Below are 26,970 nucleotides of genomic sequence, written 5' to 3' on the forward strand. Positions count from 1 at the left end.
AGCGGGGAGACGGGCGTACGGGCAAAAGGTGCGTACCTCTGCATAAGGTTGACTGGAAGTCGACCGTCGGGACGTGTGTGGAGGGGGCTGCGGCAGCGTGCGAGGGGCCTCCGGACGTGCGGGTGCGGGTGTGGGTGTGGGTGTGGTCGCCTTGCTGGCGTCCGTGCTGAGCGCGGGGTGCGGGAGCACCGGGTCGCTGGCTTCCGCCGGGCCCACGCCGACCGCGAGCGGGCCGCTGCACCTGTGGCCCGAGCGCCAGGGGGCGCAGGTGCCGCCCGCCGGTCCGGGGGGTGCGCCCCCGCAGTACGTACAGGGGCTGCCGCCGGTCTCCCACCAGGACGTGCACGGAGTGGACCCGGTGGCGCTGGTGCAGGCGGAGCTGCGGGCGCATCCCGACATCTCCGTCGGCGCGGACGGGATGCCGCCCGAGACGGCCGCCGCGATCAGGGCGTGCGGGACCCCGGGGCAGGCGCCGGAGAAGTGCCCGGTGCTGCGTCCGTACTACCGGGACCTCACCGGGAACGGCAAGGACGACCTCGTCGTCGGCATCGAGTTCCCCGACAGGATGATGTCCGTACGGGCGTACACGGCGGACGAGGCGGGACGGCTGAACCGGATCATGGCGACCACGCAGACCGTCGTCGCGGTGGAGGTGGCCGGGCAGGACGTCATCCTGCGGGTGCCGAGCGGCAACCCCGGCTACGAGCTGATCACCGCCTGGTCCTGGGACGAGAAGCAGAAGACGATGCTGCCGACGCGCGAGCAGATCGTACGGGTACCCGCGGCGGCACCGCCGACGCCGTCGGCACCGCCGGCACCGCCGCGGGCCAGTCCCGGAGCCAGTGGCGCGGGTGCGCCGTGAGGCGGGTGCTGCCCGCGTGGACGGCGTCGCTGACCTGGAAGTCGGTGTGCTTCATCGTGGTGATGTGCTGCTCGCTGGCGGCGGTCCTGGGCGTGCTCGTGCACGCGGAGGTGACCCGGCAGACGGTGGCGACGGCCCGGGACAAGGCGCTCGGCAAGCTGCACGACGCCTCGCGCGCGTACGAGGCCGGGGAGGCCCTGCCGCCGGACTCGGGCATCGACCCGCCGGGGCTGCCGGAGGGGCTGCGGGCGCTGGCGGTGAGCGGGCAGCGCGGGACGGTCGTCGCGGAGTACCGGGGGCAGCCGCTGATGTGGGCGGCGGCCCCGGCGGACGGGCGGGCGCTGGCGACGGCCGTGGACTACGGGCAGAGCGCGCGGACCATCCGGGGGCTGGACAACGCGATCATCGGGTCCTCGGTGCTGGCCATCGGCGGGACGCTGCTGGTGGGGGCGTTCGCGGTCAGGCGGGTCACGCGGCGGCTGCACCAGACGGCGACGGTGGCCCGGCGGATCACCCAGGGCGACCTGGACGCGCGGGTCGGCGACCCGCGCACGCGGGACGCTGCGCGACACCAGGACGAGGTGTCCACGGTCGCCGGTGCGCTGGACACGATGGCGGGGACGCTGCAGCGGAAGCTGCAGAGCGAGCAGAGGTTCACGGCGGACGTCGCGCACGAGCTGCGGACGCCGCTGACGGGGTTGCAGGCGGCGTCGGAGCTCCTGCCGGAGGGGCGGCCGACGGAGCTGGTGCGGGAGCGGGTCCGGACGATGCGGCAGCTGACGGAGGACCTGCTGGAGATCTCGCGGCTGGACGCGGGGAGTGGGGTCGTGGAGACGGATCTGCACCAGCTGGAGCGGCTGGTGCGGAGGGTGGTGCGGGGGGTGGGGACCGGGGCCGGGGCCGGCCCGCTGGACACGGAGGTCGTGGTGGTGCGGGACGTGCACGTGGAGACGGACCGGCGGCGGCTGGAGCGGGTGCTGGGGAATCTCGTCGCGAACGCGCACAAGCACGGGCGGGGGCCGGTGGTGGTGACGGTGGACGGGCCGGTGGTGACGGTACGGGACCACGGCGACGGGTACCCGGAGTACCTGCTGACGCAGGGGCCGCAGCGGTTCCGGAGCGGGGGGAAGGGGCACGGGCTGGGGCTGACGATCGCGGTGGGTCAGGCGGAGGCGATCGGGGCGCGGCTGGAGTTCCGCCGGGCGGAGGGGGGCGGGGCGTTGGCGGTGCTGACGCTTCCGTAGGGCGTGGCCGTAGCCCTGGCCGGGTGGGGGTCGGGGGTGGCGGTTGCCCTGGCCTGGCGGGGCGGGGGTCGGGCGGGGTCGGGGACGGGGTGGGGTGCCGTCCGGGATAGGCATGATTTATGGCGCCCCCTCCGCAGCTTCGTCAGTACTGCGGTACCGCGCGCCAACAAATCACGTTTTACATCCCGGACGACACCCCACCCCGTCCCCGACCCCTCACGTCTCCGATCCGGTCCAGGTTCCTTGATCCCGCGTGGGCCCCTGTCCCGGCTACGCCGGCCCAATCCAGCCCCGCCGCCACATCCAGCCTCGCCGGCGATTGAGGCGCGGGGTCCGGGGCGGAGCCCAGGTCTGTGAGCCGCACCGGCCCCCATCCCGATTCAGCCCCGCCGGCGATTGAGGCGGGAACGGTGGAAGGGTGGGGAGGGGCCTGCTCCGCGCAGCGGGGCGGACCGGTACCGCCCGGCCAGGGTTAGGGCTTGGGTTTGGTCCAGGGCCAGCGGGGGCGGGGTTTTTCGGCGGTCGGGGAGAAGGTGTACTTCCAGCCCTTCTGGAGGTGCAGCCGCTTCGAGTAGCCCGCCGGGACCCGTTCGTAGAGCAGGACGGTCGGGGGGCCGCCCTCCGGGGACGGGACCGGGATCTCGTACCACTTCGGCGGGTGGCCGGTCGGGCCGACGAGGATCGGGAGGACCCGGCCGTCCATCGGGCCGCCCTCGAAGGGCGTCGGTTCGCTTCTCACCCTTCCAGTGTCACAGCAGGTGCGCCGCCTCGGAGACCACGGGGATCACACGGCGGGCGAGGATCCCGACCGGGCCGTCGGCCGGTTCGAGGGCGAGCGCCGCCCGCGCGGCGGCGGCCGTCTCGGGGTCGGTGGCGGCGGTGGCGGTGAGGAGGGCGACGAACTGGTCGAGCAGCCAGTCGCGGAGGGAGTCGACCTCCGGCTGTTTGCCCTCGTCGATCCAGATCAGGGAGGCGGCCTCGACGGCGGTGATCCAGGTGCGGACCATCATGCGCAGTCGCGGTCCGGGGGCGGGGACCCCGAGGTGGAGGAGGATCGCTTCGGCGGCGGCGCGGCGGATGCCGTCGACGGTGGCGGTGGTGCGGGAGGTCTCGACGACGCTGCCGCCCTGGAGCAGGGCGGAGAAGCCGGTGTGGTGTTCGTCGACGAAGGCCAGGTAGCGGTCCAGGGCCCGGGAGAGGCGTCGGGTGAGGGGGCCCTGCTGGGGTTCGGCGAAGCAGAGTTCGAGGACGTCGGCCGCGGAGCGCAGGGCGGCTTCGTAGAGCTGCTGTTTGCCGCCCGGGAAGTAGCGGTAGACCAGCGGGCGCGAGACCCCGGCGGCCTCCGCGACGTCGTCGAGGGAGACCTCTTCGGGGGCCCGGTGCGCGAACAGCGACAGGGCGACGTCGAGGAGTTGGGCTCGCCGCTCCTCGACGCTCAGCCTGCGGTAGGCGCGTACGGTCATGGCCGCAGCGTAGACGACGCTCCTTATGCGAGGAGGCCCGAGGCCTTCCACAGGCGGCGGCCGACGCCGCGCATGACGCCGATGTCGTCGAGGAAGTCGGTGAGCCGTTTCGCGCCGGTCTGCATGACTTCGCGGCGGTGGCCGCTCGCCCTGACCTGGGCGACGGCCTCGCGCCGGTCGAGGCCGATGTTCTCGTAGACGGCCGGGTTGACGAAGGCCAGGGAGAAGACGCGGGCGGCCTCGCCGCAGCTGATCCGGGTGAGTTCGCGCTCCCAGCGCGGGGCGGTCAGCATCTGGCGGCGCAGTTCCTCGCGGGCGTAGCGGACGTGGCGGGCCTCCTCGATGACGTGGATGCGGGTGACTCCGCGTACGAGGGGCTGGATGCGCTCGTCGGGGAAGGTCAGGCGCTGCATCCAGTCGAGGATCTCCTCGCCGAGGAGGGTGCAGGCGAAGGAACCGGGGGTGGTGGAGACCGTCTTGAGGATCCGCCCGAGGTTGTGGTGGGCGCGGGAGACGGGGTATTCGGGGGCGCCGTGTTCGCGGATCATGCGGGCGAACATCATCGAGTGGCGGCATTCGTCGGCGATCTCGGTGAGCGCGTAGCGGACGTGGTTGCTGGTCAGGGACTTGTCGTAGATGTGGCGGACCAGCAGCTGCATGAGGATGATCTCGAACCAGACGCCGAGCGAGCCGAGCGCGGCCGCCTCGTGGCGGGAGAGTTCGATGCGCTGCTCCTCGCCCATCTTCTTCCACAGGGGGGTGTCGTAGAGGGAGAGCAGCTCGGGGGGCCAGTAGTACTTGCCCTCGATCGGCGGGGTGCCCCAGTCGAGTTCGGTGTCGGGGTCGAAGGAGTGTTTGGCGGAGGCTTCGAGCAGTCGCTCGGCGACCTGCTCGCGGTCCTTGAGCGGGCCGAGGGCGTCGCTCAGCGCGGCTCGTTCGGTCGCTGTGGTCATGGCGTCGGGCACCTCGTGGTCGGGTTACCTGCGGTCACCTCTTATGAGACTGCTTGTCAGCAAGGTCGTCAATCCCTCGCGCACGACTTGTTGACCGCGCGTCTACCAACGTGTGACGCTGCCAACTGTCCAGTCCTGCACGGCAGTACGTGAGGCAAGGAGGCGTCAGTGTCGACGCACGAGCTCTACACCAAGGACCCGGGCGAGGGCGTCTGGCAGATCCCCGCCTCCAGCTCGGCCCGCTTCAGCTGGGAGTACGACGGCGGCCGCGACCGGCTCCTCGCCCTCTACCAGAAGGGCAAGGACAAGCAGTGGGACGGCGCCAAGCGCATCGACTGGGACATCGAGGTGGACCCGCACGACCCCCTCGGCACCCCCGACGAGGTGCTGACGCTGTACGGGACGCGGCACTGGGCCAAGATGACGGAGAAGGACAAGGGCGAGCTGCGCCGGCACTACAGCGCCTGGAACTTCAGCCAGTTCCTGCACGGCGAACAGGGCGCCATGGTGTGCGCGGCGCGCATCGTGGAGTCGGTGCCGGACCTGGACGCGAAGTTCTACTCCGCCACCCAGACCATGGACGAGGCCCGGCACGCCGAGATCTTCGGGCGCTTCCTGCACGAGAAGGTCGGGATGCTCTACCCGATCAACGACAACCTCCAGGCCCTGCTCGGCGACACCCTGCGCGACTCCCGCTGGGACATGCCGTACCTGGGCATGCAGGTGCTCATCGAGGGGCTGGCGCTGGCCGCGTTCGGCATGATCCGCGACACGACGGACAAGCCGCTGCCGAAGCAGATCCTGGCGTACGTGATGCAGGACGAGGCCCGCCACGTGGCCTTCGGGCGCATGGCGCTGCGCGACTACTACAAGCAGCTGACGGACGCCGAACTGCGCGAGCGCGAGGAGTTCGTGATCGAGGGCTGCTACCTGATGCGGGACCGGCTGCGCGGGGTGGAGGTGCTGGAGAACTTCGGGATCCCGCGGCGGGAGGCGGAGGAGTTCAGCGAGCAGTCGGAGTTCCTGCAACTGTTCCGGAAGCTGCTGTTCAGCCGGATCGTGCCCTGCGTGAAGGACATCGGACTGTGGGGGCCGAGGCTGCAGAAGGCGTACCTGGAGATGGGCGTCTTCGAGATGGGCGACTCCAACCTGGACCTGCTCATGCGCCAGGACGAGGAGATCGCCGAGGCCCTGGACCGGCAGCGGTTCGCCGAGGAGGAGCGGGAGCGGGTCGCGGAGGTGGCGGCCGCCATCGAGGAGGGGGCGAGGAGGGGATGATGAGTAATTTTACGATTACTCTGAGTGAGAACAGCTGTGTGGGTGGATGCCGGCGGGGCACAACACCCGTATGGAAACGGAAGAGTTCGGATGGCTGCGGCGGCTGACCCGCCGCCTCGTACCAGGGGGCGGGGGCGGCGGCCTGCCGGTGTTCACCCCGCGCCGCGCCCCCGTCTTCACCGCCGACTTCACCTCGGCCTCGCAGTGGGTGGCCGGCCGCTCGTGGGCCTATCCCGACGGCGGCCCGGTCAACCCGGGCGACAACAAGCTCGACCACCTCGTCGAGGACCCCGCCTACAGTCGCGGCGGGGTCTTCAGGGCCACCCCGCGCCCCGACGGGAACTGGGACACCGGGCTGCTCACCACCGAGGGCAGCGACGAGGGCTTCATGGTGCGCACCGGGGACCTGCTGGAGGCCCGCGTCCGGCTCCCGGCCGAGCTCGGGGCCTGGCCCGCGATCTGGACCTGGCGGGACGGCGGCCAGGAGATCGACGTCTTCGAGTACCACCCCGACAACCCCGACCTGCTGGAGCTGTCCAACCACGTCCGGGAGGCGCACCGCTACCACCGCGACCCGACGGTCCGGCCCGGCGCCTGGGTCGACCTGAAGGTCGACTTCGGCAGGAGCTCGGTCGTCTGGTGGGTCAACGGCGCCCGCGTCTTCGCGGACCGGCGGGGCGTGGGGCGCGGCTGGCGCGCGTACCTCATCGTCAACCTGTCGGTGTCCGCCGGGCGTTACCACCCGGCGCCCGGACCGGACGTCAGGGAGATGTCCTACGAGGTCACGCAGCTTCGGGTGTACCGGAGCCAGGCGTCGGCCGGGGGAAGGGGGCGCGGAGGGTGAAGGCGTACGGGGTGGGGCCGTGTTCGCGCAGGTGACGCGGGCGATCCTCGGCCTCCGCGACCGTGGGGCGGTGCCCGGCCGGCCTCGCCCGGGGAACCGCCGTTTCATCGGGCGGACAGCGCGGCCTCCATCACCGCGCGCGCGATCGGCGCCGCCGCGCTGTTGCCGCTGATGTCCCGGCGGTCGGCCGCCGCGTCCTCGACGACCACCGCGACCGCCACCGCCGGCTGCGGCACGCCCTCGGCCCTGGCCCAGGAGATGAACCAGGCGTACGGGGTACCGGCGTTGCCCACGCCGTGCTGCGCTGTGCCGGTCTTCCCGCCGACGACCGCGCCCGGGATCGCCGCGTTGCGACCCGTGCCGTCCTGCACCACCTTGACCATCAGCTCCTGCATCCGCAGCGCGGTCGCCGGGCTCATCGCCCGGCCCAGGGTGCGCCGGTCGGCGCGCCGGACCTGGGAGCCGTCGTCCTGGGTCGTACGGTCCACCAGGTAGGGCGACTTGAGCTCACCGCCGTTGGCGACGGCCGCCGCCACCAGCGCCATCTGCAGCGGGGTCGCCTTCGTGTTGAACTGGCCGATCGAGGACAGCGCCAGCTGGTCCGGGCTCATGTCGGTGTCGAAGTTCGAGCGGGACACCCAGGAGGGCACGCGCAGCCCCTCGTCGTTGAAGCCGAAGCGGTCGGCCGCCTCGGCCATGCCGCGCAGCCCGACCTGGACCCCGATCTTGGCCATCACCGTGTTGCAGGACCACTGCACGGCGTCCGCCATCGAGGCGTCCTGACAGCCCGTGCCGGCGTTCGGCAGCAGGGTGCTGGTCCCGGGCAGCGGGTACGGGTCCGGGGTGCTGGTCGGGGCGTCCACGTCGGTGACGACGCCCGCGTCGAGGGCGGCGGCGGCCGTCACGATCTTGAAGGTGGAGCCCGGCGGGTACGTCTCGCGCAGCGCCCGGTTCAGCATCGGCTTGGCGGGGTCCGCGTTCAGCCGCTCCCAGGCCGCCTTGACCTGGGAGCCGGTTCCGGAGAGCAGGCCGGGGTCGTAGGAGGGGCTGCTGACCAGGGCCAGGATCCGGCCCGTCGCCGGATCCACGGCGGCGACGGCGCCGCGCTTGCCGCCGAGCCCCCGGTACGCGGCCCGCTGCATCGCCGCCCGGACGGTGGTGGCCGCGTTGCCGCCGCCGGGGCGGCCGCGCGAGAGCTCGTACCAGAGGGGGAACGCGGAGAGCCCCGGGTCGGTGCCGGACAGCACGGCGTCCTCGGCGCGCTCGACGAAGCTCGTCCCGTACGTCTGGGAGGAGAAGCCGGTGACGGGGGCGTAGAGCGGGCCGTCGGTGTAGGTGCGCTCGTAGCGCAGCAGCTGGCCGCTGTCGCGGGAGCCGGTGACGGGCCTGCCGTCGACGAGGATGTCCCCGCGCGGTTCGGCGTACCGCTGGACGGCGGGGCGCTTGTTGGCCGGGTTCGCTCCGTAGGCGGCCGCCTCCCAGACCTGCACGCGGGCCACGTTGACGAGGAGGGCGGTCAGCAGCAGGGCGCAGAAGTACGCGCACCAGCGGATGTACCGGATCACGCGGCGGCCTCCCCGGCGGGGGCTGATGCGGGGGCGGAGCCGACGGCGGGGGTGGTGGGGGCGGGGTCCGGTCTGCGGGCGCTGTCGCTGAGCCGGACCAGCAGGGCGACGATGATCCAGTTGGTGACCACGGAGGAGCCGCCCTGGGCGAGGAAGGGCATGGCCATGCCCGTGAGCGGGATCAGCCCGGTGACTCCGCCCGCGATCACGAACACCTGGAGCGCGATGATCGAGGCCAGCCCGGTGGCGAGGAGCCGCCCGAAGGGGTCGCGCAGCGCGAGCCCGGCACGGAAGCCCCGGGAGACGAGGAGCCCGTAGAGGAGCAGGATCGCGGTGAGGCCGACGAGGCCGAGCTCCTCCCCGGCGGTGGCGAGGACGAAGTCCGACTTGGCGGCGAAGCCGATGAGGAAGGACTGGCCGTGGCCGAGACCGGAGCCGAGGAGCCCGCCGGCGGCGAAGGCGAAGAGGGACTGGGCGAGCTGGCCGGGTCCTTCGCCGCGGTCGATGGAGGCGAAAGGATTCAGCCAGTCGTCGACGCGGCTGTGCACGTGCGGTTCGAAGGTGCCGACGGCGTACGCGCCGAGGGCGGCGAGGAGCAGGCCGATGGCGATCCAGCCGATCCGCCCGGTGGCGGTGAACAGCATGATCACGAAGAGGCCGAAGAAGAGGAGGGAGGTGCCGAGGTCCCGCTCCAGGACCAGCAGGCCGACACTGAGCAGCCAGATCGCGAGGATCGGACCGAGGACCCGGCCGGGGAGCAGGCGCAGCTTCCAGAAGAGGCGGCGGCCGGTCAGGGCGAGGGCGGTGCGGTTGGCGGCCAGGTAGGCGGCGAAGAAGACCGCGAGCAGGATCTTGGCGAACTCCCCCGGCTGGAAGGAGAGTCCCGCGAAACGGATCCAGATGTGGGCGCCGTTGACGGCCGGGAAGAACACGGGGACGAGCATTAGCGCGAGCGCCGCGGTGACGGACAGGTACGCGTACTTCTGGAGCGCGCGGTGGTCGCGAAGGCCGACCACGACCAGCACGAAGAGGGCCACCCCGAGCGCCGACCAGCGCAGCTGGTCCCCGGCGCCGGCCTCGCCGGGGGTGGCGAGGTCGAGGCGCTGGATGAGGACCAGCCCGAGGCCGTTGAGCAGGACGGCGATCGGCAGGAGGAGCGGATCGGCGTACGGGGCCCGCAGCCGGACGGCGAGGTGCGCGAGCAGCGAGGCGAGGGCCAGGCCGGCTGCGTAGTGGGTGAGGGGGGTGGGGGTGAGGGTGGGGGTGGGGGTGGGGGTGGGGGTGGAGGTGGGAGTGGGGGTGAGGGTGAGAGTGGGGGTCTGGCCGGTGTCCGCGAGGCCGACGTAGAGGTGGCCCAGTACCGAGATCAGGACCGCGCCGGCGAGGAGTGTCAGCTCGATGCCGCGGCGCTTGGGGGCGCGGGCGTCGGGGGGCGGGGGCGGAGCGGGCTCCGTCACCTTCGCCGTCAGAGCGGTCATACGGGGAAACGTAGCAAGGGCGCGGCTGGTATGTCCGCTTATGTCATAGTGTGCCGAAGAGTCGTCAGAAACGGTCAGGAGTAACAGGAGTAGGGAGACCCACCGCATGGGACCTGTGGAGTTCATCGTCCTCGCCTTCCCGGAGGAGCAGCTCCGGGTGCCGGCCGTCGAGGCCGTCATGGGACTGCGCAAGGCCGGGGTGGTGCGCCTGATCGACGGGCTCGTCACGACGAAGACGGCCGGGGGTGAGGTGATGGCGGCGGAGTTCGACGAGTTCGTGGAGCTACGCGGCCTCCTGGCGGGCCGCGACGTCGCCCGGCTGATCGGCCCGGAGGACGTGCGGGAGGCGGCCGAACTGCTGGAACGGGGCAGCTGCGCACTGCTGCTGGTGGTCGAGCACGTGTGGGCACAGGACGCGGCCGTGGCCGTACGGGCGGCGGGCGGGCGGATCGTGGGCGCGGTCCGGATCCCGGCGGAGCGGGTGGAGGTGGCGTGATGTTCATCAGACCGGTGGGCGTGAGGGTCACGGCGGCGGTCCGGCCGGCGGGGCACCCGCTGCTACGGGGCCTCCTGCGGCGGGCGGCGGGGGCGGCGGAGTGGGCGCAGGGGGAGCCCGAGGAGGCTAGGGGGAGGGGGGGGGCGAGGAGTGGGGCGGCGAGGTGGAAGAGGCGGCGGAGGTGCTGGAGGCGGGGTTCGAGCCGGAGGAGTGGGGGCCGCCGGTGGAGGAGACGGTGGAGGGACCTGGGGGGCGGGTGGGGCGGGTGGCGGAGCCCCCGCACGGGGGCGGGGGTGGGGGGCTCGTGGCCGAGCTGACCCAGCTGTCGGAGCTGGCCCAGCAGGGGCTGCTGACCCCGGAGGAGTTCTCGGTGGCGAAGGGCAGGCTGCTGGGGGGTGGTTAGCCGTGCACCCTTGGGCGGTCTCAGGGAGGGGTTGGGGCTTTCCCGTCAGTCTCATCGTCCTTCCGTGTCGGGCCGGCCTGTCAAGGGCGCTCACTGCGTTCGCGTCGCTTCGCGATGGCCTTCGGCCACCCTTGACAGACCAGCCCGCCCCGGAAAAACGAAGACTGCCGGGAAACCCCCAAAAGAACGGGACGGGGCGGAGAGAGGGAGGGGCGGGTCTCTCAGGGATGCGGCGGGCTGCCTTCGGCCGCCATCCACCCGTCCAGGCATCTCAAGGTCCCTTTCCGCGCCAAGGCGCGGCCCTACCCGCACGAAATGACGACCAGACAGCCATCGGGAGCGGGGAGACGCGTCAGATCGCTACGCGCTCCTCATTTCTCAGCGGCTGCGGCCCGTCTGGGGCTGGTCTAAGCCGCCAACGATCGCTACGCGCTTCTCGTATCTCAGCGGCTGGCGGCCGTCTTGGGTGTCTTCAGCGGAAGGCTTGGGCGTGTTCTGTGGCCCACTCGTGGAAGGTTCGGGCCGGGCGGCCGGTGAGGTGGGGGACCGTGTCTCGGACCTTCAGCAGTTCGTCGTTGACGTCGCCGCCCATGACGTCGAGTACGGCGTCAGCGGCGGCGGGGCCGAAGGCCTCGGCCATCTGGGCGTGTGCCTGCCGGCGGCTGATCTCGGCGAAGGGGACCTCACGGCCCAGGGCCGTCGCGATGGACTCGGCCTGTTGCCGGGCGGTGACCGGTTCCGGGCCCGTGAGGGGGTAGGTGCGGCCCTGGTGGCCGGGCTCGGTGAGGGCGAGGCGTGCCACCGCTGCGATGTCGGCGGGGTGGATCGTCGGCAGTGCGGTGTCCGCGTACGGTGCGTGGACGGTCTCGGACGCGCGGATGGTGGGCGCCCACATCAGGGAGTTCGAGGCGAACTGCGTCGGCCGCAGGATCGTCCAGGCCATGCCGCTCTCCTTGAGGAGCTGTTCCACCGCCAAGTTCTCGCGTGCGGGCTCCAGGTGCGGATGCGTCTGGGCCGTGATCGACGAGACCAGGACCACGTGCTCCACACCTGCCTGCCTGGCGGCTTCGATGATCTCGGCGTCCGGGCCCACACGAGATACCAGGAACAGGGCGCGCACTCCCTCCAGTGCGGGCTTCAGCGTCGCCGGCTCGGCCAGGTCGCCCTGCACCGCCTCGACCCCTTCGGGGAAGGCGGCCCGTGCGGGATCACGGGTGAGCGCGCGCACAGGAGCGTTGAGCTCCTTCAGCAGCGCGCGTCCTATGTTTCCGGTAGCGCCTGTCACGAGGATCACGAGCGTGCCTTCCCTGGATGATCAACTGGGAGACACGCTACGAGCTCAATCGCACTTCAGGTCAAGGAGAACCTCGGAGACGGCGCGGTGGGCGACGCTCGCCAGGACGGGGTTCGTGACGCGGTAGTAGTGCTCGGCGGTGAGGCCGAAGGCCAGCGCCCATCCACGCCCCCGGGCCCACGTGGCGTCGTCGACCTCCGCCGCCTCGCGGAACAGGTCTCGGGTCTCGGCGGACAGCAGGGTCCAGGCGGCCATCGTGTCGCACGCGGGGTCACCGACACCCACGCAGCCGAAGTCGATGACAGCACTGAGCCGGACCTGCCGGGCCAGCAGGTTGCCCGGCAGCAGATCGCCGTGCAGCCAGACCGGAGCGTCCTCCCACTGCGGCAGCCGGAGCGTCTCCTCCCACGCGGCGGTGGCCGCCTCCCTGTCCACCGTGTCCAGGTCCCGGATGGCCGCACGGACACCTTCGTCCCGCGTACTCACCGGCCCTCCCCGGAATGACATCGGCGCATCCGCAGTGTCGATCCGCCGCAGGGCGGTGAGGAACTGGCCCAGGTCGACAGCCGCATCCCTCAAGTCCCTGAGGGGCTCGTCAAAGAGATTCTCACCCTCGAGCCAGCGGTACACCGACCAAGGGAAATCAAATCCCTCGCCCGGCACACCCTGCCCCAACGGTGCCGGCACGTCCAACGGCAGATGGGGCGCCAGATGCGGCAACCAGCGGTTCTCCCTGCCGATCTGCCCAACGGAATCAGGGATGCGCGGCAGCCTCACGGCCATGTCCTCGCCCAGCCGGTACATGGCGTTGTCCGTACCGGCCGAAGGAACGTTCGTCACGGCAAGACCGCCCCACTGCGGGAACTGCACAGCAACCAGTCGCCCGACGAGTTCCTCGTCGATGTCGACCTCGTCGGCATGCATCTTCCCGTTGGACATGTTCCCCCTCTGACGGCACGAATTCCGCACCCTATCCACGCCCTCCAACCCACCGCCAAGGCTTTTGAGTCCCCACCGACGGCCGCCAGCCGCTGAGATACGAGAAGCGCGTAGCGATCGTTGGCGGCTTCTGACCAGCCCCAGACGGCCGCCAGCCGCTGAGAAATGAGGAGCGCGTAGCGATCTGACGCGTCTCCCCGCTCCCGATGGCTGTCTGGTCGTCATTTCGTGCAGGTAGGGCCGGGCCTTGGTGCGGAAAGGGACTTTGAGATGCCCGGATGGGTGGATGGCTGCCGGAGGCAGGTCGCCTCTTCGCTGACGGGGCCGCTCCTGTCTCTTTCCGCCCCGTCCCGTTCTTTTGGGGGTTTCCCGGCAGTCTTCGTTTTTCCGGGGCGGGACGGCCTGTCAAGGGTGGCCGAAGGCCATCGCGAAGCGACGCGAACGCAGTGAGCGCCCTTGACAGGCCGGCCCGACACGGAAGGACGAAGACTGCCGGGAAACCCCCAACCCCTCCCTGAGACCGCCCCAGGGTGCACGGCTACCCCCCCCATCCGAGTGACGCCCCGGGCTCGCCGGTCGTCGGTCGGGGGTTTGTCGTACTGGGGGTGGCAGCATCGGGCGTTCTGGAGGTGATTACATGACAAAACGACTGCTTCGTGTGGCCTGCCTCGCCGCCGTTCTCGTCGCCGCAGGCCCCCCGGCCACCGTGCGGGCCGAACCCGCCCCCGGCCCCCAGTCCACCCCCGCCGCCACCCCCACCCCCGAATCCACCCCCACCGACTCCGTCGGCACCCTCCTCACCCGCCTCCAAACCCTCTACCAGCAAGCCGAGGAAGCCAGCGAGGCCTACAACGCCGCCGACGTCGCCCTCACCGCCCGCCAAGCCGAAGAGCGGCGGCTCACCGAGGACCTCGGGCGGGCGCGTGCCGCGCTCGGGGTCGAGAAGGCGGCCGCCGGGCGGCTCGCGCGGGAGCAGTACCAGGGCGCGCAGGGGTTCTCCCCGTACCTGCGGATGCTGCTCTCCCGGGATCCCCAGCAGGCCGTCGACCAGCGGCAGCTGGCCGCCCGGGAGGGTGTGCGGCGGGCCGGGGTGGTGGGGCGGCTGGAGCGGGGGGAGCAGCAGGCCGGGGTGCTCGCCACCGCGGCCCGTAAGGCCCTCGACGCCCAGCAGGGTCTGGCCGCCGAGCAGAAGCGGCGGCGGGAGGAGGTCGCGGGGCGGCTCAAGGAGGTGGAGCGGCTGCTCGCGGCGCTGACCCCGACGGAGTTGGGGCGGCTCGGTGCCCGGGAGGAGGCGGTGACCGCGGGGGCGCAGCGGGAGCTGGTCGGTTCCGGGCGGCTGCCCGCCCGTACGGGGACGCCGACGGCCGCCGGCGGGGCCGCGCTGCGTTACGCGGCGGAGCAGATCGGCAAGCCGTACGTGTGGGGGGCGGAGGGGCCGGCGTCCTTCGACTGTTCCGGGCTGACCTCGCGGGCGTGGGAGCACGCCGGGCGTTCCATCCCCCGGACCAGTCAGGAGCAGTGGGCGCGGCTGCCGCGGGTGCCGTTGGAGGGGCTGCGGCCGGGGGATCTGGTGGTGTACTTCCCGAAGGCCACGCACGTGGCCCTGTACATCGGGGACGGCAAGGTGATCCAGGCGCCCCGGCCGGGGGCCAAGGTCAAGGTCTCCCCCATCGCGGCGAACCCGCTGCTGGGGGCGGTGCGGCCGGATCCGGAGGGGACTCCGCTGGAGGAGTTCACCCCGCCGCCGCTGCCCGTGGCCGCGACGGCGGGGGACGATTCCGGCTACGCCTCGGAAGCGGAGCCCGACCCCGACACCGACACCGACTCCGACTCGGCGACCTCCGCGAGGTAGTCCGCGGTGTCCTCGGCGTCGTAGAAGTAGCCGTCGAAGTCGGCCGGGTTGTCGAAGCCGTTGGCGAAGCGGTCCGCCACCGGCTGGAGCTGTCCGGCCGCGCGGATCAGGCGCGCCACGTATTCCGGCCGGGCGCCCAGCATGGCGTTGGTCCACTGGGTGACGGGCCTGCCGGAGGTGAACCAGGACTTGTCGAAGGTGGCCTTCATCCAGGCCTCGTCGAACGGCCGGTCGCCGTGCATGAGGATCGAGGAGAGGTACGAGGCCGCGCACTTCGCCGCCGCGTTGGAGCCCTGGCTGGTGATCGGGTCGTTGGCCACGACCACGTCGGCGACGCCCAGGACCAGGCCGCCGCCGGGCAGCCGGCCGATCGGGTTGCGGACGACCGGCGCGTACCGGCCGGCGAGGGTGCCGCCCGCGTCGGTCAGTTCGACCTTGGTCGCCCGGGCGTACTCCCAGGGGGTGAACTTCTCCATGAGGCCGAGCGTCAGTTCCAGGTGTTCGGAGGGGTCGTTGACTCCCCTGAACACGTCGAGCGGGCCGCCCGGGACGCCCTCCCAGAAGAGGATGTCCGCTCGCCCGGAGGTGGTGAGGGTCGGCATGACGAACAGCTCGCCGACCTCGGGGACGAGGTTGCAGCGCACGGCCTCCGTCCCGGGGTGTTCGGGGCGCGGCGCGAGCCCGTGCACGTAGCTGACGGCGAGGGCGCGTTGCGGGGCGGCGTACGGGGAGCGCGCCGTGTTCCGCTCGAACATGGACACCAGTTCGCCCTTGCCCGCGGCGACCAGGACCAGGTCGTAGGCGCGGGAGAGGAAGTCCAGGTCGGCGACGGACGCGCCGTGGACGACGAGCTGTCCGCCGCGCTGCGTGAAGGTGTCGAGCCAGCCGGCCATCTTGACGCGCTGGTCGACGGACTGTGCGGGGCCCTTGAGGCGGCCGAGCCAGTCGACGGCGCGGGAGGTGTCGGGGGCGGCGACGGAGACGCCCAGGCCCCGGATCTTCGGGGCCTGCTGCTCCCAGAAGTTCAGCTGGAGGTCCCGCTCGTGCTGGAGCGCCGTGTCGAACATGACCTGGGTGGACATGACCCGCCCGCCCCGGATCTCGTCCGGGGTCCGGCTGGACATGAGGGTGACCTCGTACCCCTTCGCCTGGAGGCCGAGGGCGAGCTGGAGGCCGGACTGCCCGGCCCCCACGACAAGTATCTTGCGCATCTCAGGTTCTCAATCCGGGTGGCTGTACGGGTGGTACGGGCGCGCCAGGCGCTACGGGGAGGACGAGCGGGGCTACAGGAAGAACTGGGCTACAGGAAGGACGGGAGTACGGGAAGAGCGGGGTACAGGAAGAGCGGTACGCGGGCTACGCGGGCGTGCTGTCGAGCGCGTGGCCGACGAGGCTCAGCAGCGACTCGACGACCGTGTCCCGGCGCCGCGCGTCCATGATCACGACGGGCACCTCGGGCGGGATGGTGAGCGCCTCCCGCACGTCCTCGGGCTCGTAGGAGCGGGAGCCCTCGAAGTGGTTGACGGCGACGGCGTACGGGAGCCCGCAGCTCTCGAAGTAGTCCAGCGCGGGGAAGCAGTCCCGCAGCCGGCGCGTGTCGGCGAGCACGAGGCCGCCGATGGCGCCGCGCAGGAGGTCGTCCCACATGAACCAGAACCGCTCCTGGCCCGGGGTCCCGTACACGTACAGCACGAGGTCGTCGGCGAGGGTGATGCGCCCGAAGTCCATGGCGACGGTCGTCGTGCTCTTGTCCGGGGTGCCGCTCAGGTCGTCCGTGGGGACGCTGGCCTGGGTCATCACCGCTTCGGTGCGCAGCGGGGCGATCTCGGAGACGGAGGACACGAAGGTGGTCTTGCCGACGCCGAAGCCGCCGGCGACGAGGACCTTGACGGCGACGGGGGCGCGCGAGCGGTCGTACTGCCAGGGCTGGACGGGTTCGTCGTCCAGGCCGGCCGGGACGACGGCCGGGTCAGAGACGGCGAAGGTCACTGAGCACCCTTTCCAACAGTGCGCGTTCGGGGCGGCCGGTGCCGTGGCCCGTGCCGTAGACGCGGATCCGGCCCTGGTCTGCGAGGTCGCTGACGAGGACGCGGACCACGCCGAGCGGCAGTTTCAGCAGCGCGGATATCTCCGCGATGGTGCGCATCCGGCGGCACACCTCGACTATGGCCCGCATCTCGGGCATCCGGTCCGGGGTCGCGGCCGGGCCGGTGTCCAGGGCGGCGACGAAGGTCTCGACCTGGAGGACCTGGGTGATGCGGGTGCGGCCGCCCGTGAGGGAGTACGGGCGGACGCGGGCGGGGCGGCGGTCGGCGCCGCGTATCGGCAGCCGGTCGGAGGCCGTACTCCTCACGGGGTCTTCTCCATCGACTGGCGCAGCTCACTGCGGACTTCGGGGGTCAGGACGTGGCCGGCGCGGCCGACGAACAGGGCCATGTGGTAGGCGACGACGCTCATGTCGCAGTCCGGGGTGGCGTGCACGCCGAGCAGGGAACCGTCGCTGATGGCCATGACGAAGACGGAGCCGTTCTCCATCGCCACCATGGTCTGCTTGACGGAGCCGCATTCCATGAGGGCGGCGGCGCCGGTGGTGAGGCTGCCGAGGCCGGACACGATGGTGGCGAGGTCGGCGGAGGCGCCCCGGGGGCCCTTGGGGCGGCCTCCCTGTGCGGCTTCCGCTCCCGCTCCCGGTTCGGAGGAGAGCAGCAGGAGCCCGTCCGAGGACACGACGGCCACGGAGTTGACCCCGGGTACCTCCTCGACCAGGTCGGTCAGCAGCCACTGCAGGTTGCGGGCCTGGGTGCTCAGTCCGTACGTACTGGGCGCGGTCATGTGCGTGCCTCCTGTGCGGTGTCCCCCTGGTCGGTCTGCCCCGGTCCCCGGTCCTGCGCGAGTTCGGCGGCGACGACGCGCCGGCCGTCCTGGGTGCCCTGGTAGAAGCCGCCGAGGCGGCGGCGCAGTTCGTCGGCGTCGACCCGGCGGGGCTCGGGGCGTGCCGCGGCGGGGCGGCCGGCGGCGGGTCCCGCGACGGTGCGCGGGGTGCGCTTGGGGAGCCCCTTGTCGGTGACGGCCTCGGTGACGGCCTCGGTGACGGCCTCGGTGTCGTGGCCGGGGTGGCTGCCTTGACGCGGGACGAAGCTGTCGTCGGCGTCGGCCCGCCGGTGTGCGGACTGTTCGACGTCGGCTGCCGGCCCGGGGTCGGGCACGACGCGGGCGAGCAGTTCCTCGGCGGCGGTCTCGGGCCGGTCCGCTTCGGGTGCGGGCGCGGCCGCGGTGAAGATCTGTTCCGCCGGGGGCAGCGCGGTGTCCTCGAAGGCCTCGGCGAGCGGAACCACCCGGGCGGGTGCTTCGACGGCCTCGAGCTGCGCGGGCACGGGCTCGGACGCGCTCTCGGCGTCGGCGTCGGCCTCGAACGCGGCGGCGGGTTCCGCCTCGGGTTCCGCCTCCGGCCCGGACGCCGTGAACACCTCGTCCGCCGGGGGCAGGACGACGTCCTCGAAGGCTTCGGCCAGGGAGACCACCCGGGCGGGCTGCTCCTCGACGGGCGCGGGCGCCCCGGCGGCCAGGACGGCGTCGAGGTCGAACTCGGTGTCGAAGTCGAGGTCGCTGTCGAGGTCGAGCCCGGTGTCCAGCCCGCCGTCGAGCTCGATGTCCGGCCCGGCGTCCAGGTCCGCGGCCGGCTGCGGCTGCTCGGCGGGTTCGCGCTGCGGGCGGAGCCTGGGCGGGAGGGTGTTCTCGTTCGCCTCGGCGACGACCCCGGGCAGCCGGTACTCGGGCAGGCCCGGTTCGGCCAGGGTGTGCACCGGGGAGACCGGCGGCGCGGTCGGCAGCAGGGCGGCCGGGATCACGACGAGGGCTTCGGTGCCGCCGTGGCGCGCGGTGCGCAGCTCGGCGGTGACGCCGTGGCGGGCGGCGAGGCGCCCGGCGACGTACAGGCCGAGGCCCAGGCCGTGTTCGGCCTCGGGCTCCTCGTCGTAGGCCTCGGGTGTGGACAGGCGGGTGTTGAGGGAGGCGAGGCGGTCCTCGGTGACTCCGATGCCCTCGTCGACGACGGACAGGACCACTTCGCCGGAGTCCCGGAGCCGGCCGGAGACCTTCACCTTGGCCTCGGGCGGGGAGAAGGTGGTGGCGTTCTCCAGCAGTTCGGCGAGGACGTGCGAGATGTCGTCGGCGGCGTGTCCGGCGACCTGCGTGTACGAGGGGATCGCCGCGAGGTCGACGCGTTCGTAGCGCTCGATCTCGCTGACGGCGGCCCGCATGACGTCGACCAGCGGCACCGGCAGGGTCTGGCCGTGGCCGTGCTCCTGTCCGGCGAGGACGAGCAGGTTCTCGTTGTGGCGGCGCATCACGGTCGCCAGGTGGTCGAGCTTGAAGAGGGTGGCGAGCCGGTCCGGGTCGCCTTCCTTGGATTCGAGTTCCTCGATGACCGCGAGCTGGCGTTCGACCAGGCCGAGGGTGCGCAGGGAGAGCGAGACCGAGGTGGTCGACATGACGCGGCGGTGTTCTTCGAGTCCGGTGCGCAACTCGGCGAGCTCGCTCTCCAGGGCTTCGCGGCCGGAGGTGAGGGCTTCGTTGCGGCCGATGAGGCGGCGCCGGTCGGCGTCGAGTCCGGCGATCCGGGTGTGCAGGGCGACGGTCTGGTCGCGCACCGAGTTGAGGTGGCGCACGACTTCGGCGAACTCGTCGTTGCGGCCGGTGAAGCGCACGGGCTCCACGGAGCCTTCGGCGGTGCTCAGCCGTTCGGCGCCGCGCCGCAGCACCGACAGGGGCCGGGTCAGCGAGCGGGCGATGGCGGTGGAGAAGCCGACGACGAAGAGGAAGAGGACGCCGAGTCCGGCGACGAGCAGTTCCAGCCGGGTCACGTCGTCGTCGCGCAGGCCTGCGAGGGCGTTGGCGCGCTGGCCGGAGACGGTGGACTCGACGGACCGCATGCGGTCGAGGCGGGCGGTGAGGGCGGTGCCCACGGCCCCGGCGTCGACCTTGCGGTCGGCGGGGGTGAGGACGGGCCGGTCGGTGAGCCGTTTGAGGTGGTCCTCGGCGGTCTTGACCTCGGGTCCGGTGACGGTGGCGGCGAGGGTCTGCCGTACGTCGGGGCGGGCGGAGCGCGTGAAGTCGTCGAGGGCGGCCTGTTCCCGTACGCGGGCGCGCTGGGCGGCGGTGGTGAGCTCGTCCGCGATCGCCGCGTTCGGGGGCTGCTCGCCGCGGGGGACGGCCAGGGCGGCGAGCAGCAGTCCACGGGTGGCCGAGGCCTGGTCCACGGCCTGGCCCAGGGGGCTCAGGGGGCGGGTGACGGCCAGGGCGGCTTCCGCGCGGGGCGGGGTGAGTTCGGCGAGTCGGTCGCCGGGCTGGAGGAGTTCGCCTATGACGGCGGCGTAGGCCTGGTGGGCGGCGAGGGCGCTGCCCTTGCCGTCGAGGGCTTCGGTGCGGACGGCCCGGACCTTGGAGAGGGCGCGGGCGAGGTCGGCGTCGGCTTCGGCCTTGAGTTCGCCGACCTGTCGGTCGGTGCGGCCGGTGCGTTCGTCGACGGGTGCCTTGGCGGCGCCGGGCCGGCCCTTGGCCACGTATTCGACGACGGCGTCGCGCTCGTCGCCGAGGAGGTGGGCGAGGGTGAGGGCTTGTTGTGACTGCTGCGCGAGGGTGACCAGGCGCTGGGAGTCGTTCAGTTCCCTCGTGGCGGAGACGACAGCGGGGGTGCCTGCCGCGAGGACGGTGAGTCCGGCGACTGCCACCCCGACCACCAGCCGGCTGCGGACGCGTACGCGCCGTCCTGCCTTGGCGGGTCCGTCGGCGCTGGCGGTGCCGTTCTTCCGAGACCGCTTCTTCTGCACCGGTGCTCGCAATCCTGTACGTGTGCTCGTGCTCGTCTACTCGTGTGGCCGAGGTAACGGCCGGTCAACAAGTAAACGCCCCCTGCCCCCTCGTACCGCCTCAGACCTTTGCAGCGTGTTGGGGGGAGAGCCGCACATCGCCCACCCGGCCACTCGAAGGAGTGAACATCACGGAGGAGTGGCCGACCAACTCGGGCACCGCGTGTCAGGGGCGTGCGGTGGACGGGTGGTTGAAAGAACGCGCCGGGCTTTGGCAGTATGCCCGCCCACATGCCGGCGGGGGTGCGGTGGGCGGTGTCGCGGGGGCCACCCCTCCCCCTCCCCCATTGGTACGTACCTTCCTGGGCCCGCGGCCCCGCCGCAGGCAGAATGTCGGTATGCGCATCGACCTCGCCTCGGCCCCCGGCAGCCCGGAACGCCCCAACGAGGACTGGGTGTCGGCCTCGATACCTGCGGCGGGAGGCGGCGTCCTGGTCGCCCTGGACGGGGTCACCCCGCCGCGAGGCGACGACGGGTGCGTGCACGGAGTGCCCTGGTTCTCGACCCGGCTGGGCGGCCGATTGACCGAACTGTCCGGATCGCGCCGGGACATGCCCCTGGAGCGGATCCTCGCCGAGGCCATCGCCGACACCGCCGACGCCCACCGGGGCACCTGTGACCTTTCTCACGTCCGCACCCCGCAGGCGACGGTCGTCCTCGTGCGCTGGGACGAGGCCTGCGTGGAGCACCTGGTGCTCTCGGACTCCGTACTGCTGCTCCGCGGGCCCGGCGGCGAGGTCACCGCGGTGCTCGACGACCGGCTGGACCGGGTGCCGCGCGAGGTGCTCGGCTCGGCGGCGGCGACCGACGCGCTGCGCAACGCGGAGGGCGGCTTCTTCACGGCGGCCGCGGACCCGGCGGTGGCGGCCCGGGCGGTCACCGGGCGCACCCCGCGCGGTGAGGTGCGGGCGCTGGCCGCGCTCACGGACGGGGCGAGCCGGTGGACGGACACGTTCGGGGAGGGCGACTGGGCGGCCTGCCTGGACGTGCTGCGCAAGGAGGGCGCGCAGGGGCTGATCGGGAGGGTGCGGGCGCTGGAGTCCGATCCGCTGCGCCGCCCGGCGCGCGGGAAGCGCCACGACGACGCCTCGGCGGTCTACGCGGAGCTCTGAGCCCGGGCCTCCGTTCCCCTCACTCCTCGCCGGAGTTCAGCTGGTGCAGGAGCCGGGCGAGTTCCGCCACCTCGCCCCGGTCCCAGTCGGCCAGCTTGCGCATGTACTGCTCGCGCCGGGCTCCGCGTACCCGCAGGAAGCGGGCCCGGCCCTCCTCGGTGAGTCCGACGAGGAAGGCGCGGCCGTCGGCGGGGTCCGGTTCGCGGGCCACCAGGCCGAGCACCTCCAGGGCGCGCAGCTGGCGGCTCATGGTGGCCTTGCCGACGCCGAAGTAGGCGGCGAGCTCGGTGGCCCGCTGGCGGCCGGCGGCCTCCAGCCGGACGAGGAGCCCGTACGCGGCCGGCTCCAGCTCGGGGTGCAGGGCGCGGGCCATCTCGCCGGAGGAGGCCCTGGCGCGCCGGAGGAAGACCGACAGCTCCCGCTCCAGGGCAAGGAACTCCTGGTCTTCGTTCCCGTGCACGTCCCGCTCCGTTCCGTAGTGGTTGCGGGGGTCAGTATTTCGCAGCGGGCGCGCCGAGGGCCCGGGGCCCCGCCGGAGCGGGGTCCCGGGCCCTGTGGTGGCCGTGCGGTCCGGTGGGTCAGGCGGCCTTGGTGAAGGAGACCTCCGCCGGGGCGAGGGCCAGTTCCAGTACCTGGCGTACGTCCGTCACCGGGTGCACCTCCAGCCCCTCCAGCACCTCGGCGGGGACGTCGTCGAGGTCGGCCTCGTTGCGCTTGGGGATGATCACGGTGGTCAGGCCGGCCCGGTGGGCGGCGAGCAGCTTCTGCTTCACCCCGCCGATGGGCAGGACCCGTCCGGTCAGCGAGACCTCGCCGGTCATGGCGACGTCGGTGCGGACCTGGCGTCCCGAGAGCAGGGAGGCCAGTGCGGTCGTCATCGTGATGCCGGCGCTGGGGCCGTCCTTGGGCACGGCCCCGGCCGGGAAGTGGATGTGCACGCCCCGGTCCTTGAGGTCGGCGACGGGGAGCTCCAGTTCCGCGCCGTGCGAGCGCAGGAAGCTGAGGGCGATCTGGGCCGACTCCTTCATGACGTCGCCGAGCTGGCCGGTGAGGGTGAGCCCGGCGGCGCCGGTCTCGGGGTCGGCGAGGGAGGCCTCGACGAAGAGGACGTCGCCGCCGGCTCCGGTCACGGCGAGGCCGGTGGCCACGCCGGGGACGGCGGTGCGCCGCTCGGCGGGGTCCTGGGCGGACTCCGGGACGTGGTGCGGGCGTCCGATCAGGGCGCGCAGCTCGCCGGCGCCGATGGTGAAGGGCAGCTCCCGCCGGCCCAGCTCGTGCTGGGAGGCCACCTTGCGCAGCAGCCGGGCGATGGACCGCTCCAGGGTGCGCACGCCGGCCTCGCGGGTGTACTCGCCGGCGAGCTTGCGCAGTGCCTCCTCCTCCAGGACCACTTCGTCGGCTCCGAGTCCGGCGCGGTCGAGCTGGCGGGGCAGCAGGTGGTCGCGGGCGATGACGACCTTCTCGTCCTCGGTGTAGCCGTCGAGCCGGACGAGTTCCATGCGGTCGGCGAGGGCTTCGGGGATGGCTTCCAGGACGTTGGCGGTGGCGAGGAAGACCACGTCGCTGAGGTCGAGCTCCACCTCCAGGTAGTGGTCGCGGAAGGTGTGGTTCTGGGCGGGGTCGAGGACTTCGAGGAGGGCGGCGGCGGGGTCCCCGCGGAAGTCGGAGCCCACCTTGTCGATCTCGTCGAGGAGCACGACCGGGTTCATGGACCCGGCTTCCTTGATGGCGCGGACGATGCGGCCGGGCAGCGCGCCGACGTAGGTGCGGCGGTGGCCGCGGACCTCGGCCTCGTCCCGTACGCCGCCGAGGGCGACGCGGACGAACTTGCGGCCCATGGCGTGGGCCACCGATTCCCCGAGGGAGGTCTTCCCGACGCCGGGCGGGCCCACGAGGGCGAGGACGGCCCCGCCGCGGCGGCCGCCGATGACGCCGAGGCCGCGCTCGCCGCGGCGCTTGCGGACGGCGAGGTACTCGGTGATGCGGTCCTTCACGTCGCTGAGGCCCGCGTGCTCGGCGTCGAGGATGGCGCGGGCGCCCTGGATGTCGTACTGGTCCTCGGTGCGCTCGTTCCAGGGCAGTTCGAGGACGGTGTCCAGCCAGGTGCGGATCCAGGAGCCCTCGGGGCTCTGGTCGCTGGACCGCTCCAGCTTGTCGACCTCCTTGAGGGCGGCCTCCCGTACCTTCTCGGGCAGGTCGGCGGCCTCGACGCGGCTGCGGTAGTCGTCGGACTCCTCGCCCTCCTTCTCGCCGCCCAGTTCGCGCAGCTCCTTGCGCACGGCTTCCAGCTGGCGGCGCAGGAGGAACTCGCGCTGCTGCTTCTCGACGCCGTCCTGGACGTCCTTGGCGATGGACTCGGCGACGTCCTGTTCGGCGAGGTGGTCGCTGAGGGCCTTGACGGCGAGCTTGAGGCGGGCGACCGGGTCGGCGGTCTCCAGCAGCTCCACCTTCTGGGCGACCGTCAGGAAGGGCGAGTAGCCGGAGTTGTCGGCGAGGGCCGAGACCCCTTCGATCTGCTGGACGCGGTCGACGACCTGCCAGGCGCCGCGCTTCTTGAGCCAGCTGGTGGCGAGGGCCTTGTACTCCTTGACGAGCTCGGTGACCGATCCGGGGAGCGGGTCGGGCACCTGCTCGTCGACGGTCTCGCCCTCGACCCAGAGCGCCGCGCCGGGCCCGGTGGTGCCGGCGCCGATCCGGACCCGGCCGCGGCCGCGGATCAGCGCCCCCGGATCGCCGTCGGAGAGCCGCCCGACCTGCTCGACGGTGCCCAGCACTCCGGTGCCGGCGTACGTGCCGTCGACCCGCGGTACGAGCAGCACCCGGGGCTTCCCGCTCCCGGCCGCCGCCTGCGCGGCCTCGACGGCACCGCGCACCTCGGGGTCGGACAGGTCCAGCGGGACGACCATCCCGGGCAGCACGACCTCGTCGTCAAGCGGCAGCACGGGCAGGGTGAGCGTTACGGACGTCGAAGCCATGATCTTCCCTCCGGCAGTGAAGTTGAGCTATGCCGACTCAATGCATCTGCGCCCTCCAATGTTCCCCAACACCCGTTCGCCTGGGGCGAACAGCACGACGATCCGCCGTTCGGGGGGCTTTGTCCGGCACCCCTTCTGCGGGACGCGCGATGTCCGATAGCCATGGCGGCATGACCTTCCTCAGGACGAAACTCCGCACGACGGCCGCCGTCGCACTGACCATCGGCACCCTGGCCCTGCTGCCGACCTCCGCCAGCGCGGGAACGGCCGCGGCCCCGGCCTCCCTCGCGGGCTGCGGCTGGAACGAGGGCAGGGGCGGCGAACGGGCCTACTACGAGCACTGCGCCACCGATACGAACGTGTGGATCCAGGTCAAGCGGTGGCCCCGGTCCAACTACCACCGCTGCGTCGGACCCGGCCGGACCAACCTGGACGCCGACGCCACCGGCGCCTGGTACGACAGCAACTACCGGGGCGGCCTCTGTTCCCACCCGGGAGACACCGGGGACTGACCCTCAGGGCGCCGATACGCGGATGTCACCCGAGGTCGTGCGGACGGCGAGGGCGGCTCGGGCCTCCGGGGCGACCGGGACGGTGATGTCGCGGTCGCCCGAGGTGCTGGAGGCGTCCACCCGGTAGGGCCCGGCGCCGGGGACCTTGAGGGTGACGTCGCCCGAGGTGGCGGTGACCGACACCGAGTCCGGGGCCCGCGTGAAGCCCAGGGTGGCGTTGCCCGAGCCGGAGCGGACCTCGGCCTCCGGGCCGTTCAGGGCGGTGCCGGTGATGTCGCCCGAGGAGGTGCGGACCTTCAGCGGGCCCGCGATCCGCTCGGCCCGTACGTCACCGGAGTCCGAGTCCAGCTCGGCGGCGGCCACACCCGTCACCGTGATCCGGCCGCTGCTGTTGCCGACCTTGACCTTCGCCGAGGCGGGCACCTCCAGGCGGTAGTCGGTCCAGCAGGTATCGGCGCAGCCCTCGCTGAAGGTCAGCACCCCGTGGGAGACCTGCTGGCCGGGGGTGGGGGTGCGGTCGCCCCGGTAGTGCACGGTGCGGTGGACGACGACGCCCGGACCGCTGCCCGGGGTGACCTCGACGGAGCCGCGCCGCACGCCCGTGAGCTCCACGGCGGTGACCGCCCCGGCGACGGTGGCGTCGGCGGAGGCGGTCCGCATCCGGCCCTCCTCGGCGAAGGAACAGCCCGACACGAGGAGCACGCCGGCCAGGGCGGTGGCTCCGAGTGCCGTACGGACGAGTGAGGTGGTGTGGGATGCCATACCGAGAAGCCTGTCCGGGAGCGGGCCGGAACGCGCTGGTGCCGGTACCCGGATCCGGGGTGGGGCTACCCCCCGGCCGCCCCCGTCACCACCGGCCGGTGCGGCGCGGGCACGCCCCACTCGCTCCACGAGCCGTCGTACACCGCCAGGCCCTCCCCGTACCCCGCCAGCGTGGCGCCGAGCGCGAGCACGCAGGCCGTGACCCCGGAACCGCAGCTGAAGTAGAGCCGCTCCCGGTCCCCGGCCAGCTCCCGGAACGCCGCGCGGAGCTCCCCGGCGGGCCGCATCAGGCCGCCGCCCTGCTGGAGTTCACCGAACGGCAGGTTCAGCGCGCCCGGCATGTGGCCGCCGCGCAGCCCCGGCCGGGGCTCGGGGGCGGTCCCGGCGAACCGCTCCCGGGTACGGGCGTCGAGCACCGCCGCACCCGGATCGGCCAGGGCCCGCGCGACCGCGTCGGCGTCGACGAGCAGCCCGTCCCGGGGCCGGGCGGTGAAGGAGCCGCGCGGGCCCTCGTACGCCGCCGCACGCTCCTCGACGGGCAGCCCGGCAACGATCCACGCGGGCAGCCCCCCGTCGAGGACGGCGACCCGGTCGAAGCCCATGGCGCGCAGCATCCACCAGGCACGGGCGCTGGAGTAGATCCCGGCGGCGTCGTAGACGACCACGGTGTCGGTGTCCTCGACGCCGAGCGCCCGCACGGCATCGGTGAACGCGTCGGCCCCCGGCATGGTGTGCGGGGCGGCGGCCGCATGATCGGACAGGTCCCCGTCAAGGTCAAAGGGCCGCGCCCCCGGAATCCGCACACTCCCGCCCCGATACGCACCGACGGAAGCGTCGAGCACCACCACCCCCTCCACCCCGACCCGCTCGGCCACCCAGTCGACCCCGACCAGGGGCCCGGTCAGCCCCAAACCGACGGACACAGCACTCTCGAATGCGGGCACACGGACCTCCAGGGCCACAGCGGAAAACCCCATCCTCGTACACCCGCCCACCACCACAACGGGCCTGCTCGGGAACGACGGACTTGAGGGGTCGGGGGCGGGGTGGGGTGTCGTCCGGGATGTAAAA

Annotated in this window: 25 protein-coding genes and 1 pseudogene; 9 read left to right on the plus strand and 17 right to left on the minus strand. The window is 72.6% G+C overall.

Features of this window, described 5'->3' with window-relative positions:
- The first annotated feature begins 142 nt into the window (after positions 1-142).
- The gene (locus tag OOK31_RS10895) at positions 143-862 is read left to right on the plus strand and encodes a hypothetical protein (protein WP_267012230.1); all 720 of its coding nucleotides are present in this window, start codon (positions 143-145) and stop codon (positions 860-862) included.
- On the plus strand, positions 859-2,106 hold the full coding sequence (locus OOK31_RS10900) for a HAMP domain-containing sensor histidine kinase (protein WP_267012231.1): 1,248 nt from the start codon (positions 859-861) through the stop codon (positions 2,104-2,106). Before OOK31_RS10895 ends, OOK31_RS10900 begins: the two co-directional genes overlap by 4 nt.
- Positions 2,107-2,578: 472 nt before the next feature.
- On the opposite strand, the gene OOK31_RS10905 is transcribed toward OOK31_RS10900, so the two are convergent.
- The 3 genes from OOK31_RS10905 to OOK31_RS10915 are packed head-to-tail and all read right to left on the minus strand — an operon-like array spanning position 2,579 to position 4,522.
- Positions 2,579-2,845 (minus strand): hypothetical protein, encoded by a 267-nt coding sequence (locus OOK31_RS10905; protein WP_267012232.1) that lies wholly within the window; start codon positions 2,843-2,845, stop codon positions 2,579-2,581.
- 10 nt (positions 2,846-2,855) lie between these two features.
- Positions 2,856-3,569 carry a TetR/AcrR family transcriptional regulator gene (locus OOK31_RS10910; RefSeq protein ID WP_267012234.1) on the minus strand — a complete coding sequence of 238 codons (714 nt, stop codon included), beginning with the start codon at positions 3,567-3,569 and terminating at the stop codon, positions 2,856-2,858.
- A gap of 23 nt (positions 3,570-3,592) precedes the next feature.
- Positions 3,593-4,522 (minus strand): diiron oxygenase, encoded by a 930-nt coding sequence (locus OOK31_RS10915; protein ID WP_267012235.1) that lies wholly within the window; start codon positions 4,520-4,522, stop codon positions 3,593-3,595.
- 168 nt (positions 4,523-4,690) lie between these two features.
- Here OOK31_RS10915 and OOK31_RS10920 point away from each other — a divergent pair, with 168 nt between their 5' ends.
- Both OOK31_RS10920 and OOK31_RS10925 read left to right on the plus strand, forming a co-directional pair.
- Complete coding sequence (locus OOK31_RS10920) at positions 4,691-5,800, plus strand: ferritin-like domain-containing protein (protein WP_267012236.1); 1,110 nt, start codon at positions 4,691-4,693, stop codon at positions 5,798-5,800.
- Between the two features lie 70 nt (positions 5,801-5,870).
- The gene (locus OOK31_RS10925; protein ID WP_267012237.1) at positions 5,871-6,644 is read left to right on the plus strand and encodes a beta-glucanase; all 774 of its coding nucleotides are present in this window, start codon (positions 5,871-5,873) and stop codon (positions 6,642-6,644) included.
- On the opposite strand, the pseudogene OOK31_RS10930 reads toward OOK31_RS10925, so the two are convergent.
- The 3 genes and pseudogenes from OOK31_RS10930 to OOK31_RS10940 form a co-directional block, all read right to left on the minus strand.
- A pseudogene (locus OOK31_RS10930) lies at positions 6,583-6,726 on the minus strand (DUF3291 domain-containing protein); the annotation flags it as partial. The gene OOK31_RS10925 and the pseudogene OOK31_RS10930 sit on opposite strands and share 62 nt — an antisense overlap.
- A gap of 22 nt (positions 6,727-6,748) precedes the next feature.
- Complete coding sequence (locus tag OOK31_RS10935; protein WP_267012238.1) at positions 6,749-8,209, minus strand: penicillin-binding transpeptidase domain-containing protein; 1,461 nt, start codon at positions 8,207-8,209, stop codon at positions 6,749-6,751.
- Positions 8,206-9,687, minus strand: coding sequence for an FtsW/RodA/SpoVE family cell cycle protein (locus tag OOK31_RS10940; protein ID WP_267012239.1), 1,482 nt, complete (start codon positions 9,685-9,687; stop codon positions 8,206-8,208). Before OOK31_RS10940 ends, OOK31_RS10935 begins: the two co-directional genes overlap by 4 nt.
- A 106-nt stretch (positions 9,688-9,793) precedes the next feature.
- Between OOK31_RS10940 and OOK31_RS10945 the strand changes: the two genes are divergently transcribed.
- Both OOK31_RS10945 and OOK31_RS10950 read left to right on the plus strand, forming a co-directional pair.
- Positions 9,794-10,183 (plus strand): DUF6325 family protein, encoded by a 390-nt coding sequence (locus OOK31_RS10945; RefSeq protein WP_267012240.1) that lies wholly within the window; start codon positions 9,794-9,796, stop codon positions 10,181-10,183.
- 163 nt (positions 10,184-10,346) lie between these two features.
- The gene (locus OOK31_RS10950) at positions 10,347-10,586 is read left to right on the plus strand and encodes a hypothetical protein (protein WP_267012241.1); all 240 of its coding nucleotides are present in this window, start codon (positions 10,347-10,349) and stop codon (positions 10,584-10,586) included.
- Positions 10,587-11,058: 472 nt separating this feature from the next.
- Here OOK31_RS10950 and OOK31_RS10955 read toward each other — a convergent pair whose 3' ends face one another.
- Positions 11,059-11,880, minus strand: coding sequence for an NAD(P)H-binding protein (locus tag OOK31_RS10955; protein ID WP_267012242.1), 822 nt, complete (start codon positions 11,878-11,880; stop codon positions 11,059-11,061).
- Positions 11,881-11,925: 45 nt separating this feature from the next.
- Positions 11,926-12,819 (minus strand): aminoglycoside phosphotransferase family protein, encoded by an 894-nt coding sequence (locus tag OOK31_RS10960; RefSeq protein WP_267012243.1) that lies wholly within the window; start codon positions 12,817-12,819, stop codon positions 11,926-11,928.
- Between the two features lie 637 nt (positions 12,820-13,456).
- Between OOK31_RS10960 and OOK31_RS10965 the strand changes: the two genes are divergently transcribed.
- Positions 13,457-14,671, plus strand: a complete 1,215-nt coding sequence (locus OOK31_RS10965; RefSeq protein WP_267012244.1) for a C40 family peptidase — start codon at positions 13,457-13,459, stop codon at positions 14,669-14,671.
- Here OOK31_RS10965 and OOK31_RS10970 read toward each other — a convergent pair.
- The 5 genes from OOK31_RS10970 to OOK31_RS10990 form a co-directional block, all read right to left on the minus strand.
- Positions 14,602-15,882 carry a styrene monooxygenase/indole monooxygenase family protein gene (locus tag OOK31_RS10970; protein WP_267012245.1) on the minus strand — a complete coding sequence of 427 codons (1,281 nt, stop codon included), beginning with the start codon at positions 15,880-15,882 and terminating at the stop codon, positions 14,602-14,604. The two genes, OOK31_RS10965 and OOK31_RS10970, sit on opposite strands and share 70 nt — an antisense overlap.
- Positions 15,883-16,027: 145 nt before the next feature.
- On the minus strand, positions 16,028-16,660 hold the full coding sequence (locus OOK31_RS10975) for an ATP/GTP-binding protein (protein WP_267012246.1): 633 nt from the start codon (positions 16,658-16,660) through the stop codon (positions 16,028-16,030).
- Complete coding sequence (locus OOK31_RS10980) at positions 16,641-17,024, minus strand: DUF742 domain-containing protein (protein WP_267012247.1); 384 nt, start codon at positions 17,022-17,024, stop codon at positions 16,641-16,643. Before OOK31_RS10980 ends, OOK31_RS10975 begins: the two co-directional genes overlap by 20 nt.
- On the minus strand, positions 17,021-17,503 hold the full coding sequence (locus tag OOK31_RS10985) for a roadblock/LC7 domain-containing protein (RefSeq protein WP_267012248.1): 483 nt from the start codon (positions 17,501-17,503) through the stop codon (positions 17,021-17,023). Before OOK31_RS10985 ends, OOK31_RS10980 begins: the two co-directional genes overlap by 4 nt.
- A complete protein-coding gene (locus OOK31_RS10990) occupies positions 17,500-20,499 on the minus strand; it encodes a nitrate- and nitrite sensing domain-containing protein (protein ID WP_267012249.1) in 3,000 nt (999 codons plus the stop codon). Before OOK31_RS10990 ends, OOK31_RS10985 begins: the two co-directional genes overlap by 4 nt.
- A 377-nt stretch (positions 20,500-20,876) precedes the next feature.
- Between OOK31_RS10990 and OOK31_RS10995 the strand changes: the two genes are divergently transcribed.
- On the plus strand, positions 20,877-21,650 hold the full coding sequence (locus OOK31_RS10995) for a protein phosphatase 2C domain-containing protein (protein WP_267012250.1): 774 nt from the start codon (positions 20,877-20,879) through the stop codon (positions 21,648-21,650).
- A 19-nt stretch (positions 21,651-21,669) separates the two neighbouring features.
- Here OOK31_RS10995 and OOK31_RS11000 read toward each other — a convergent pair whose 3' ends face one another.
- Both OOK31_RS11000 and lon read right to left on the minus strand, forming a co-directional pair.
- The gene (locus tag OOK31_RS11000) at positions 21,670-22,110 is read right to left on the minus strand and encodes a MarR family winged helix-turn-helix transcriptional regulator (RefSeq protein ID WP_267012251.1); all 441 of its coding nucleotides are present in this window, start codon (positions 22,108-22,110) and stop codon (positions 21,670-21,672) included.
- A 118-nt stretch (positions 22,111-22,228) separates the two neighbouring features.
- A complete protein-coding gene (lon, locus tag OOK31_RS11005; protein WP_267012252.1) occupies positions 22,229-24,625 on the minus strand; it encodes an endopeptidase La in 2,397 nt (798 codons plus the stop codon).
- A 170-nt stretch (positions 24,626-24,795) separates the two neighbouring features.
- Here lon and OOK31_RS11010 point away from each other — a divergent pair, with 170 nt between their 5' ends.
- Positions 24,796-25,137: a DUF6355 family natural product biosynthesis protein gene (locus OOK31_RS11010; RefSeq protein WP_267012253.1), complete on the plus strand. Its 342-nt coding sequence runs from the start codon at positions 24,796-24,798 to the stop codon at positions 25,135-25,137.
- Between the two features lie 3 nt (positions 25,138-25,140).
- Here the strand turns inward: OOK31_RS11010 and OOK31_RS11015 are convergent, their stop codons facing one another.
- Both OOK31_RS11015 and OOK31_RS11020 read right to left on the minus strand, forming a co-directional pair.
- A complete protein-coding gene (locus tag OOK31_RS11015; RefSeq protein ID WP_267012254.1) occupies positions 25,141-25,899 on the minus strand; it encodes a DUF4097 family beta strand repeat-containing protein in 759 nt (252 codons plus the stop codon).
- A gap of 65 nt (positions 25,900-25,964) precedes the next feature.
- On the minus strand, positions 25,965-26,843 hold the full coding sequence (locus OOK31_RS11020; protein WP_267012255.1) for a sulfurtransferase: 879 nt from the start codon (positions 26,841-26,843) through the stop codon (positions 25,965-25,967).
- Between the last annotated feature and the right edge of the window lie 127 nt (positions 26,844-26,970).

This window comes from Streptomyces sp. NBC_00249 (assembly GCF_026342355.1).
GTDB lineage: Bacteria > Actinomycetota > Actinomycetes > Streptomycetales > Streptomycetaceae > Streptomyces.

What these genes read in the sequence shown, in the direction of transcription:
- OOK31_RS10960 (WP_267012243.1), bottom strand. Translation starts at nt 12,819, where the DNA reads ATGTCCAACGGGAAGATGCATGCCGACGAGGTCGACATCGACGAGGAA.
- OOK31_RS10945 (WP_267012240.1), top strand. Translation starts at nt 9,794, where the DNA reads ATGGGACCTGTGGAGTTCATCGTCCTCGCCTTCCCGGAGGAGCAGCTC.
- OOK31_RS10910 (WP_267012234.1), bottom strand. Translation starts at nt 3,569, where the DNA reads ATGACCGTACGCGCCTACCGCAGGCTGAGCGTCGAGGAGCGGCGAGCC.
- OOK31_RS10995 (WP_267012250.1), top strand. Translation starts at nt 20,877, where the DNA reads ATGCGCATCGACCTCGCCTCGGCCCCCGGCAGCCCGGAACGCCCCAAC.
- OOK31_RS10965 (WP_267012244.1), top strand. Translation starts at nt 13,457, where the DNA reads ATGACAAAACGACTGCTTCGTGTGGCCTGCCTCGCCGCCGTTCTCGTC.
- OOK31_RS11010 (WP_267012253.1), top strand. Translation starts at nt 24,796, where the DNA reads ATGACCTTCCTCAGGACGAAACTCCGCACGACGGCCGCCGTCGCACTG.
- OOK31_RS11015 (WP_267012254.1), bottom strand. Translation starts at nt 25,899, where the DNA reads ATGGCATCCCACACCACCTCACTCGTCCGTACGGCACTCGGAGCCACC.
- lon (WP_267012252.1), bottom strand. Translation starts at nt 24,625, where the DNA reads ATGGCTTCGACGTCCGTAACGCTCACCCTGCCCGTGCTGCCGCTTGAC.
- OOK31_RS10925 (WP_267012237.1), top strand. Translation starts at nt 5,871, where the DNA reads ATGGAAACGGAAGAGTTCGGATGGCTGCGGCGGCTGACCCGCCGCCTC.
- OOK31_RS10940 (WP_267012239.1), bottom strand. Translation starts at nt 9,687, where the DNA reads ATGACCGCTCTGACGGCGAAGGTGACGGAGCCCGCTCCGCCCCCGCCC.
- OOK31_RS10970 (WP_267012245.1), bottom strand. Translation starts at nt 15,882, where the DNA reads ATGCGCAAGATACTTGTCGTGGGGGCCGGGCAGTCCGGCCTCCAGCTC.
- OOK31_RS10985 (WP_267012248.1), bottom strand. Translation starts at nt 17,503, where the DNA reads ATGACCGCGCCCAGTACGTACGGACTGAGCACCCAGGCCCGCAACCTG.
- OOK31_RS10915 (WP_267012235.1), bottom strand. Translation starts at nt 4,522, where the DNA reads ATGACCACAGCGACCGAACGAGCCGCGCTGAGCGACGCCCTCGGCCCG.